Source organism: Pseudanabaena sp. CCNP1317, assembly GCF_034931345.1.
Lineage (GTDB): Bacteria > Cyanobacteriota > Cyanobacteriia > Pseudanabaenales > Pseudanabaenaceae > Pseudanabaena > Pseudanabaena galeata.
In genome coordinates this window covers 40153-51467 of the sequence record NZ_JAYGIF010000106.1, presented here as the reverse complement: position 1 = coordinate 51467, position 11315 = coordinate 40153, and the positions used below count along the sequence as shown (strand labels likewise).

General features: G+C 42.1%; 8 protein-coding genes. 6 read left to right on the top strand and 2 right to left on the bottom strand.

All coding sequences use genetic code 11. From position 1 onward, the window contains the following. Positions 1 to 480: 480 nt before the first annotated feature. Positions 481 to 2202 carry a hypothetical protein gene (locus VB775_RS19485; protein WP_281008176.1) on the top strand — a complete coding sequence of 574 codons (1722 nt, stop codon included), beginning with the start codon at positions 481 to 483 and terminating at the stop codon, positions 2200 to 2202. A 108-nt stretch (positions 2203 to 2310) separates the two neighbouring features. On the opposite strand, the gene recG is transcribed toward VB775_RS19485, so the two are convergent. Next, on the bottom strand, positions 2311 to 4764 hold the full coding sequence (gene recG / locus VB775_RS19480; protein ID WP_281008175.1) for an ATP-dependent DNA helicase RecG: 2454 nt from the start codon (positions 4762 to 4764) through the stop codon (positions 2311 to 2313). Positions 4765 to 5146: 382 nt separating this feature from the next. Continuing rightward, positions 5147 to 6112, bottom strand: a complete 966-nt coding sequence (locus tag VB775_RS19475) for a CobW family GTP-binding protein (RefSeq protein WP_281008174.1) — start codon at positions 6110 to 6112, stop codon at positions 5147 to 5149. Between the two features lie 682 nt (positions 6113 to 6794). Here VB775_RS19475 and VB775_RS19470 point away from each other — a divergent pair. From VB775_RS19470 to VB775_RS19450, 5 genes are all read left to right on the top strand, one after another. Then, the gene (locus tag VB775_RS19470) at positions 6795 to 7457 is read left to right on the top strand and encodes a vWA domain-containing protein (RefSeq protein ID WP_281008173.1); all 663 of its coding nucleotides are present in this window, start codon (positions 6795 to 6797) and stop codon (positions 7455 to 7457) included. Continuing rightward, a complete protein-coding gene (locus VB775_RS19465) occupies positions 7457 to 8260 on the top strand; it encodes a PP2C family serine/threonine-protein phosphatase (protein ID WP_281008172.1) in 804 nt (267 codons plus the stop codon). Before VB775_RS19470 ends, VB775_RS19465 begins: the two co-directional genes overlap by 1 nt. A 48-nt stretch (positions 8261 to 8308) precedes the next feature. Then, entirely contained in the window at positions 8309 to 8884 is a 576-nt protein-coding gene (locus VB775_RS19460) for a Uma2 family endonuclease (protein ID WP_281008171.1), read from the top strand. A gap of 69 nt (positions 8885 to 8953) precedes the next feature. Beyond that, positions 8954 to 9250 (top strand): antitoxin, encoded by a 297-nt coding sequence (locus VB775_RS19455; protein ID WP_281008170.1) that lies wholly within the window; start codon positions 8954 to 8956, stop codon positions 9248 to 9250. 154 nt (positions 9251 to 9404) lie between these two features. Continuing rightward, complete coding sequence (locus VB775_RS19450; RefSeq protein ID WP_281008169.1) at positions 9405 to 11207, top strand: helix-hairpin-helix domain-containing protein; 1803 nt, start codon at positions 9405 to 9407, stop codon at positions 11205 to 11207. Positions 11208 to 11315 lie beyond the last annotated feature (108 nt).

The following is an 11315-nucleotide window of genomic DNA, read 5'->3' as shown; positions in this document are numbered from 1 at the left end:
TAGAACTAATCCTCCACCTGCCTGTGCTTCTATTGCCAAACGCGAAAAGTTAGATTTTCGTATCGAATTTGCTCGTATTACCATTGTCTCATCTTGAGACTCTCCTGAGTTTTCTGCACCACTAAGGGTCAGGTGTGTTTGGTATCAACTTATTATATTAGCGATAGGGTTGGAGTCCGAACTATAAATGAATTTAGTTTAGGTAAAGTTTCAGGCAATAAACTATTAATGGATGGGGAACGGGGCAAACAAGTTATACTCAAAGAAAGAGGGACTATAAAATCAGGAAAAAGCATTGATTTCCTTGCCATTTTTGGTGTTTACGATAGCAAAACTATATCTAGTGAAGTTGTAAATCGGAAACTATTACGGGAAGTTAGGAGCAGTAGACTTGCTAAATTTGGTTGTACCGCCTCTCTACCTTCTCAAGTTCGGTTCAACCGCTAACACATCATCACAAATCTCAAAGAAGTTCACATTATGTTTAATTCAAGAAATCTGCTAGTTGGCTTAGTCGCTGCTTCTGTATCGTTTGGTGTGGGGAATTGGTCGGGGGCGATCGCTAGTAATACTGACAGATATCCCACTACGGAGGAAGTTAGAAGACTTGCTCAAGAATTTGAACGAAATGTTATTCCATCTGTGCAGCGTTCTAGACAATTTGGTCTAGGTGAACGAAGCCGACAGCTTGATGCTTTTGTTAGAGATTGGTCAAAAGTTGATCCAGAAGTAGCACCTTTTCTTGGTAGTTGGAACAAGACGGTATCAGATTTTATGATTTATCCTTCTTCTTCTAAAGGTCGTGCGTGTGTTGTTTTTACTTTGCCAAGTAGACCATCAGGCAAACTTGACGCTTTCTTTGCTATTGCATCTATCTCTAATGGCTATTTGCAGTTAAAACCAAATGGTTGGAATAATAATTTTCTGAGTTCAGGAGGAACTTTAATTAGAAATGGCAACTATTTGGGCATCGCTAGTGTTGAGCAAGGCAAGCAAAATATTCGCCTTCAAAGTGCTTTCTCAGATCCACTAAGACCTATTACATCTTTACCACTTGCTAATACAGTTCAAAACAAGCAAGTTCTTCAGCAGTTTTCTGACGCAGGCTGTACTGCATCTTTGCCTTCTCAAGTTAGCAATTCGCACTCCAATGGATATTTATCCGATCAAGAAATTGAATCCATACAACCTTCAAAATATATTTTGAGGCAATTACATTACTATATAGACAACAGAAGTAGATATAAAATAGAGCAAATTACACAATTTAGAAATGATTGGAGTACTCTCGATCCCAGTCTTGCGCCTTTTTTGGGACAGTGGCAAGGCTATGAAAGAAGTATGGTAAGTATTTATCCATCTAGTACTAAAGGTAAATCCTGCGTTATTACTAGTTTTGGTGACGATGTAAGAGATTCTTCTGGGATTAGAACTGTATACACACACACATTTGGTATTGGGAAAATCTCAGGAAACAAGTTACTTGTCGAAACTGAAAATGGTGAAAAGTTTGTAGTCTTACAACAAGTTGCAAATACTAAAAACGGTAGGATCAATATCCTAGCTGCACTTGCTAAAGTTTCTGAAGAGAATAGTTTTTTTGCTTTTGCATTCCCTCGGCTATTAGAGCCTTTCAGACCTGAAAAATTACGACAGTTTGGATGTACTACACTTCCACCTCAAAATTCATCTAGAAATAATGATAGAGCCATTCCTTCTATTCCAACAGACACGATCGCCAAATATCCCACCAACAATGAATTCAAATCATTTGAAAACAAATTGCGTGGCAACCCAGAAAGCCTAGTCAAACTGCGCGGCAACCAAGCCGATCAACGCCGCAAATTTCAGAATGAATGGAAAGCCCGTAACCCTAATGCCGCCAAATTCTTAGGAGCTTGGTATACAGGAGGCAGATACTTCTATGTATTTCCATCCACAGCCAAAGGTGGAACCTGTGTCGTCACCCAAGATGCTAATGGAAACCTCGACATGAAAATTGGAGTCGTTCTCAATCAAGAATTGCGATATGACGGCGGGAAAGGATTTTTCTGGCGTGATCGTCCCAACATAATTGCCGCTAGAGACTCAGGCTCAGGAAGTCTCTATCCCATCTATGCAACTTTTGGAATGCCAGAATTATCAGAAAGCATGATCGGCGATATGGAACGTCAAAAGTGCGTTACGACATTACCCAAGTAAAGCATGACATTCCAATGATCATCTTTACAATAGAGCTAGTAAATTTTTAACCTTTTATGCAAGTGATCGCTTCATAAGCTTTACTTTGCCTGTTCACGAATCCCACTTTTATGTGAAAATTGCGCCGCCTTGTAATCGTTGATAATGCATCTCAAATTCTGCTTTCAACGCAGGAAAATGCTCCAACGTGGCATCTTTTTTGATAATCCTTTCCGCCGCTTCACGGGCTATTTGGAAAATCTCTTGACGCGCAGCCTCATCAGGCAACCGATCCTCAATCGAGAAACCTGCATGTCCAGATTGTTCTGTTCCCTCATCTTTACCTTTACCGCGCATCTGGAAATCACGCTCAGCAATAAAAAATCCATCCTGCGACTGCTCAAGAACTTGTAAACGCTCTTGTGATGTCTGAGATTTAGAGCCGCTTAGTAATAGACAATAGGACTGAGCCGCGCCACGTCCGACTCGACCTCGTAATTGATGAAGTTGAGCAAGCCCAAAGCGATCGGCATGTTCGATGAGCATGACTGAAGCGTTCGGAATATCCACACCGACTTCAATCACCGTTGTCGCAACCAGAATTTGAGTTTCACCTCTACGGAAAGTATTAATCGCTTCATCTTTTTCTGCCGAAGACATTTGACCATGAAGTAAGCCAATTTGGAAGTTGGGAAAAACTACATTTTGGAGATGCTCACGTTCTTGGGTTGCAGCTTTAATATCTTCCATTTTCTCGGACTCTTCCACCAGAGGAAAGACAATATAAGCTTGACGATCTTGAGCTATTTCACGACGGATTAAATCATAAGCGTCTTTGCGTTGTGAGGGTTTCAGTAAGACAGTTTGAATCGGTTTACGTCCAGGGGGAAGCTCATCGATGATACTAACTTCAATTTCAGAATTAGTAAGATATAAAGTGCGGGGAATTGGCGTAGCAGTCATGATCAATACATGGGGATCATTGCCTTTTTGCAAAAGCCGCGATCGCTGATCTCTACCAAAACGATGTTGCTCATCGATGACCGCTAGTCCTAATCGCGCAAAGTTTACGCCATCCTGAATTAGAGCGTGGGTTCCAATGACTAAAGGTAATTCACCTGTTTCTAATTGTCGTAAAGTTTCACGACGTTTTGCCGTCTTTGTGGAACCAGTCAAAATTTCTACAGGTAGATTTAGCTGCATAAACCATTCCACAATCTTGCGGTAATGCTGCTCGGTGAGAACTTCCGTTGGAGCCATCAGTGCAGTTTGGTAGCCAGCCTCGATCGCCGTTAACAATGCATACACCGCCACAATCGTTTTACCTGAACCGACATCGCCTTGCACTAAACGGTTCATCGGTGTTTGACCTTGCAAATCAGCCCGAATTTCAGCAACAACTCGCTTTTGAGCATTAGTTAACTCAAAGGGCAGAATCTTTTCCAGTTGAGCGATCGCTTGGCTTTGGGGTACAAAATGAATTGCTTTTTGCTGATGACGACGATAGAGAGAAACAAGGCGACGGTAGAAATATTTATCAAAGGTGAGTCGAATTACAGCTTGTTCTAATGTTTCGCTGGTATCTGGATAATGCACTTGGGCGATCGCCTGTGCTAAAGGCATCATTTTGTAATCATTAAGAAAGCGATCGGGCATCGGATCGGAAATCTGTGATACTGCGGGTAAACATTGCGCCACAAGGCGACGAATGGCTTCGGGTGTGATGCCCTCTGTAAGTGGATAAACTGGTACGACGCGCCCGACAGTTTTGGACTGGATTGTATCTTGAGTATGTTCGAGAACTTCCACTTCATAATTCTCTAACGTCAAACCATATTTGCTCTGTTTGACCACCCCTGAAGCCGCAACTGTACAGCCTTGAGGATAAAGTTTTTTCTGTGATTCTTGCCAACCACGATTGGAGTAGCGTTTGCCAGTCCAGAAGCGGCTAAGTTTTATCTGCCCCGTATGGTCACGTAAAATAATTTCCACAATCGTGAGATTGGGATTTTTGGGACTAGTAAAACATCCGAATTTTTTAATTGTGCCGATTACGGTGACTGTATCACCATCTTTCAGTTCGCGAATGGGAATCTGGCGAGCATAGTCAATGTGATCGCGAGGATAATAACTAAGAACATCACGTACCGTATGCAAATCGAGAAGCTTAAACTTTGTCGCCATAAATGAGCCAATACCTTCAAGGCTTTTCAACTCGGTATCAGGCAATATTTTTTTAGTGGCTTTGGGTTCGGTCGCAGCGATTGCCTCAGTCTTGGGTTTCTTAATCTTGGGTGCGGCGTTGGTTTCTGCTATTTCACGGCGACGCACTTCGTAGAGCAAGCGACGGGTTTCAGCTACTAGGTGTTGTCTTCGCGATAAGGGCAAATCACTATATTGAGCATATTGTTTGGCAAGGGTTTGGGCTTGGAGGCGATCGCTCATTTCCCAGTCTTCAGGGATTTCTTTTAAGCTCACATTCAAAAAATCTGCAAACAAAAATTGCTTTCCCTGTAAATTGGAAAAGCCTTTTTCAGCCTCGATACTTAAGGCTTGTTGTAAACGGTTGATATCAAGAGGCACGAGTTAGATTCTTGAGATTGCATATTAAGTAGACATTAAAAACCTGTAATTGCACAGATTTTTTAAGCAAGCAAAGGCAATTTGTAAGTTCACAAAAAAGTCGGTAATTTTAACCTGTACTTTTTACGTTTTCCCAGACCTAGCTACTTAATTGTTGTTAATACTTATATTGTCATATACGGAGTTAAAGAAAACTTTAGCGATCGCGAATTAACACTTTCGATACTTACGATCCATAAGAAAAGCCTTAAAAGCTTTGTAAATCAAAGCTTTTAAGGCTTTTTGCCATTTGCGGCGTGCTTCGCACGCCGCAAATGGCTATATCGAACTCACGTTAAAAACACAAAATGGTTATGCCATTTTGTGTTTTTGTATAACTAGCTCAATGCATACAGGCAAGAAAATCTGATTTTAGCTTGGCTTGATCAAGGTTCCGCCCGATAAATACAAGTTCATTTTGGCGAGGTTCGTTAGGTTGCCATAGGCGATCGCGAGTACCATCAAACAGCATATGCACACCCTGAAACACAAATCGTTCATCAATTCCTTTGATATTGAGAATACCTTTCATCCTGAAGATATCTACTCCCTGTTCACGCAATAGTTCACTAATCCAAGCATTGACTTTAGGCAAATAGAGTTCCCCTGCTTCCACGATCGCCACAGATTTTACCGTGTCGTCATGTTCGTGGGCATCTTCGCCAAGAAATTCAGGATCGATTTGCAAGGCTCGATCTAGCTGAAATGCACCAACGCCTAAAACTGCATCCATCTCAATTTCTGAGTTTTGAGTACGGTAGATTTTACACATTAAGTTCATTGACTTAATGCGTTGTTCTAGTGCTAATAGTTCTGATTCACTTACTAAATCAGTTTTGTTTAGTAAAATGATATCGGCAAAAGCAATTTGTTCCTGAGCTTCTTCCGCATCCCAATGTTGGGCAATATGCTTAGCATCAACCACTGTCACTACAGCATCCAATTTGGTCTTGGCGCTCACATCCTCATCAACAAAGAAGGTCTGAATTACGGGGGCAGGGTCAGCGAGTCCAGTAGTTTCAATGACTAGATGATCAAACTTATCGCGGCGGCGCATTAGGTTGGTAATAATCCGAATCAAATCACCGCGTACAGTGCAGCAAATACAACCATTATTCATCTCGAAGATTTCTTCATCGGCATTGACCACTAATTTGTGATCAATACCCACCTCACCAAACTCATTGACAATCACCGCAACTTTCTTGCCATGCTCATGGGTGAGAATGCGATTAAGCAGAGTAGTTTTACCTGCACCGAGATAGCCTGTTAAAACTGTGACAGGAATTGGAGAGAAGTTTGTGGTCATAGACTTTTGGTTTTTAATATATAAGAAACCATTTAAGAATTACTTTCTACAGTCAAAAGCTCTAAGAGATCCCCCTCAATCCTCCTTAAAAAGGGGGAAGAATTTAATTCTCCCCCCTCTTTTTAAGGGGGGCTGGGGGGATCTAGGCAATTCTTAAATGGTTTTCAAGAATGATTATCATTATTATAGCTTTTCAAATAAAAATATCCTACTTACTTGCACTAATTCAACGTGAGTTCGATATAGCCATTTGCGGCGTGCTTCGCACGCCGCAAATGGCAAAAAATGGTAAGAATCGCTTAGCGATTCTTACCATTTTTTGCTTTCGTCGAACTGACGTTCGATTAAAGGATTGGGTTCGAGATCAGGAACGAATCCATGCAGGACAGGATCAGCACTTGTTCTTCCCACCAGCCTTTGCAGACCTGCGGTACTAGCTCACCAATGCGGGGATTGCGAAGCCTCTCCACGACTTTCTCACTGGCAGCAAACCTCTCTCAATAATGGCAACACAGGTTTTTTGATAGTCATATTCCACATGTTGATTAAGGGTTACTTCCATTAAAAATTAATAGATCTAGTGAATAGATTTATACTAAACGCTCGCATTCCTAGTCCATCCGACAGTCATCAGCAACTAAATATGGTTTAATTATAGATACTTTAGCTTTATTTCGGTGCTATGACTCTTGATGCAATCGAATTTGCGGAAAATCCAGAGCCACGCTGCCCTTGTGTGTTGCTTTTAGACACTTCTGGATCGATGGGTGGGGAAAAAATTGCAGCTTTGAATGCAGGGTTGCAAACTTTTCGGGATGATCTGTTGCAGGACAATTTGGCGAGTAAACGGGTGGAAGTGGCGATCGTTGCTTTTGATTCGACGGTGCGCGTGGAGCATGATTTTGCTACGGCTGAGCATTTTCAAGCTCCAACTTTGACAGCGCAGGGTTTGACCTATACGGCTGCGGGTATTAACAAAGCTCTTGATTTGTTGCAATCCCGTAAGCGCGAGTATAAGGATAATGGCATTACTTACTATCGTCCTTGGGTGTTTTTGATTACCGATGGTGCGCCCTATGGCGAGGATGCCTATCTTTTGACTCAGGCGGCGCAACGGGTGAAGGAAGAAGAGACAAACAAACGGGTTGCCTTTTTTGCGGTGGGTGTGGAAGGTGCGGATATGAATCAGTTGCAAACGATGTCTGTGCGATCGCCGATTAAGCTCAAGGGATTAAGTTTCCGCGAGATGTTTGTGTGGCTATCGGCAAGTATGCAGCGCGTTTCTCATTCTAAGCCCGATGAGCAAGTTCCTTTAGCACCTCCTACAGATTGGATGTCAGTTTGATGAATCTTGATAATTCCTGTAATTCAGAAAATCCTGATCAATGGTCAGTGGTAGCGGTTTCTCTTGAAGGAACTAGTCATCAAAAGCGGGATTTGCCCTGTCAGGATGCTCATTTTTGGCAAGTGGTAGGCGATCGCATTTTAGTTGCGGGTGTTGCGGATGGGGCGGGATCTGTCTCGCTCTCGGAGGTGGGATCTTTGCTGGCGGTGCAAACGGCGGTGAAGGAAATTGCTTCTAAAATAGCGGAGTCATCAATTCCTGATAATGATGAAGGATGGAAAGTGCTGCTTAACAGTGGTTTAGAAGATGCTTTAGTGGCTATTCAAACTGAAGCAGAATCGCGTCAGGTGAATGTGCGTGAGCTATCAACGACTTTGTTAATCGTAGTAGCAACTCCTGAGATTGTGGCAGCGATTCAGGTGGGCGATGGAGCGATTGTGGTTGCTAATCAGAAGGGAACGGCGATCGCTTTAACTAGTCCTCCCATTGAGGAATCCCTAGATTTAGCCACATTTTTGACTTCACCCAATGGCATTGATTCTGCTCAGATTTGTTTATGGGAAGGGAAACCTGCCCAGTTAGCGATGTTTTCGGATGGGTTGCAAATGTTGGCTTTGCAAATGCCTGAAGGTGTGGCTCATGCGCCATTTTTTGCACCGCTATTTAAGTTCATTGCTGAGGCGAAAGACTTAGATGTGGCGCATCAGGAGTTAACAGGATTTTTGCGATCGCCTAGAGTTTGCGATCGCACTGATGATGATTTGACTTTGCTGCTGGCTGCATTACCAAGCGAGTTGTTATAAAATGAGTGAATATGCGCTGTTAACTTATCGTTTTAGGAGGATTCAGTCATGATTGTTGCCAGTCCTTTGCTGTCACTTGCGGAATATCTTGCTTACGATGATGGAACTGATACGCGCTATGAGTTAGTTAATGGAGAGTTAGTGGCAATGGCACAACCAACGGGACTTCATGGTGGCATGAGTGAATTTGTCAATGATTCTTTCCGTTTTGAGATTCAACGTTTGCAGTTGCCATTGATTTCTAAGCAGGATTTGATAGCGGTACAAACGGGACAAGTTAGAGGGAAAATCACTTGTCGAGTTCCTGATGTGGTGGTGATTACATCGGATCAATGGCAAGATATGCGATTTCGGGAAGCGGTATTAACGGATTCGGTTCCTTTATTAGTTGTGGAGATCGTTAGTGATAGTACGCGCAATATTGACTATCGCAAGAAACGCGCAGAATACAATGCGATCGAGATTCCTGAATATTGGATTATTGATTTTAGCGATCGCAAAGTAACGGTTTTACTGCTCGTAGATGGGCTGTATGAAGAAATAGTTTATCGAGGTGATGAGGTGATTAAGTCGTTTCTGTTTCCTGAATTGAAGTTAACACCAGCACAAATTTTTAATATTTGATGCTGACTGCATTACCAAGTTAATAGAGCTATACTTAAAAATGAGTTTTTACTGTAAGTAGATATGGTTATGCAATATCAAGTTCGGCTGTTTCATAATGGTCGCAATCAAACTCTGAATATCCCTCATGCCTTTGAAATGCCTAGTAATGATGTGGTGATTCGTAAAGATGGCGATCGGCTAATTATTGAGCCATTCAAGAAAGGGGCTTTACTGCAATTATTAGCAACTCTGGAAGATATTGATGAAGATTTTCCCAATGTTGATGAGGTTGAGCCAATTCAAAATCAACGTTCTGCTTTTGGTCTCATGAAAGGAAGTGGCGAAATTCTGGGAGATATAGTTGCGTTAGCGTTAAGTAGCTAGGCATAAGAAAACTTAAAAAGCAAAGATATAAGATCCCCGACTTTTTTTGTAAATTTGCAAATTGTCTTTGCTTGCCTAGAAAAAGTCGGGGATCTGGGCATTTACAGGTTTCTTTTGCTGACCTAATTACCTGAGAGTATTTGGTAAAAACAACATGGATAAAAGTTACATTTTCTTAAAGTCACCGATTGGATCGGGTGGCGAGGCGAATATCTATACGGTGCAGATTAATTCTGAACTGGTGGCGAAGGTTTATCATCAGCCGCATGGGGACTATGCGCGAAAGTTGGCGTTTATGGTTGCGAATCCGCCTGTCGATCCTTTGGCAAAAGAGGGACGGGTATCCATCGCTTGGGCGACTGAGTTGGTGACGGATTTGGGTCTGGTGGTGGGCTTTTTGATGCCAAAGCTGGATACGAGCAAGGCAAAGCCAATTTTCCAATATTACAATCCTTCTGAGCGCCGTAAAGAAAGTCCTACATTTAGCTATGTCTCATTGTTGCGGACTGCGAGAAATTTGGCGCGGGCGGTGCGATCGGTGCATTCGCGGGGATATGTGATTGGGGATGTGAATGAGTCGAATGTGTTGGTTGCCGAAGATGCGATCGTGACTTTGGTGGATACGGATTCGTTTCAGGTAAATGATGGAACTACGGTTTATCGCTGTACGGTGGGTAAGCCTGAGTATACGCCGCCTGAGTTACAGGGTGTGAGCTTTCGGGATGTCGATCGCTCGGTGGAGCATGATCTGTTTGGGTTGGGGGTGTTGATTTATCAGTTGTTGATGGAGGGAACGCATCCTTTTGGTGGGGTGTTTAGGGGGCAGGGTGAGCCGCCTGAGTTAAAGGAACGGATTAAGGCGGGACATTTCCCTCATGGTCGGCGCGGGATTCCTTATAATCCGATGCCTTTGGCTCCTTCTTTTCAGATGTTACCTGTGGCTTTGCAGGAGCTTTTTCTGCTTTGTTTTGAGCAGGGGCATAGCAATCCTGCGGCTCGTCCTACGGCGGATGTTTGGAGTAAGGCGTTGGGTGTGGCTGAGGATGGTTTGGTGAGGTGTGGGGTAAATGGTCAGCATTATTACAGTGGACATTTGGGTGTTTGTCCTTGGTGTGAGAGGGCTGCGAAGTTAGGGGGACGCGATCCGTTTCCTGCGTTGGGTGGGATTAGTTCGGGGCAACATCTGAAACCTACGGCGATCGGTAATGCTGTTGGGAAGCCAGTATTAAAACCATTTTTTCCTTCTAATATGTCTGGTACGCAACAATCTCAAATAGCTTCTCTCCAGAGTAGTACAGTTACTAATTCACAAGTTCCGACTTTACCTAACTCACAAACTATTTCTCAATTATTAACAGCTAATTCTCCTATCCAGCCAACAGCAAGCCCTCAAATCACGATCTCTCCTTCAATATCGCAAAGTGCTAGGAATTATAAATTAACACCTGTTCAAGTTTTATTTGTCATGTCAGTCATTATTCTTCCAACAATAATAGGTTTTTTTGTTGTAAACATTTTCTTGTATAAGAGTATTTTTATGAGTTTTATTTTTATGATTGCTATGTGTTTCTTATCTATTCGCGGAATGATATATGCTATTTTAAAATTCCGTCCTTCTAAATCTGTTGTAAATACAGCCCCAATAATAGTTCCTTCTGCTCAACTACCAATAGCTACTTCCCAATCATCAATACCTACTAATAACAATCAACCATCAATAAAAAGGTCTCTATGGGAAAATTTTTTTCATACTATTCATAGTCCAAATCTATCCTTGATTACTCGACTTTTCTTGATCTGCTATGGGGTTTACTTTTTCGTTATGGCACCTTTGCTTTCTATATACGTAATTGTTATTGGTATTCAAGGTATGAATGCATTTGCCATTATTATGGGAGGCATAGGTTTGTGGACAATCATGTATGGATTATTCATTAAAAAAAATGGTTATCCGTAAAGTAAAAGTATTTTTTTGAGGGTTATAATACGCTTCTTAGATGTTCATACTGTTTTTTTGGTTATTAACTCAAATTTGTATCACTTTAGTACTGTTAAAGCCTAACAA

Coding starts and splice junctions, on each gene's coding strand:
- VB775_RS19470 (WP_281008173.1), top strand. CDS start 6,795: ATGACTCTTGATGCAATCGAATTTGCGGAAAATCCAGAGCCACGCTGC.
- VB775_RS19460 (WP_281008171.1), top strand. CDS start 8,309: ATGATTGTTGCCAGTCCTTTGCTGTCACTTGCGGAATATCTTGCTTAC.
- VB775_RS19485 (WP_281008176.1), top strand. CDS start 481: ATGTTTAATTCAAGAAATCTGCTAGTTGGCTTAGTCGCTGCTTCTGTA.
- VB775_RS19465 (WP_281008172.1), top strand. CDS start 7,457: ATGAATCTTGATAATTCCTGTAATTCAGAAAATCCTGATCAATGGTCA.
- VB775_RS19455 (WP_281008170.1), top strand. CDS start 8,954: ATGCAATATCAAGTTCGGCTGTTTCATAATGGTCGCAATCAAACTCTG.
- VB775_RS19450 (WP_281008169.1), top strand. CDS start 9,405: ATGGATAAAAGTTACATTTTCTTAAAGTCACCGATTGGATCGGGTGGC.
- VB775_RS19475 (WP_281008174.1), bottom strand. CDS start 6,112: ATGACCACAAACTTCTCTCCAATTCCTGTCACAGTTTTAACAGGCTAT.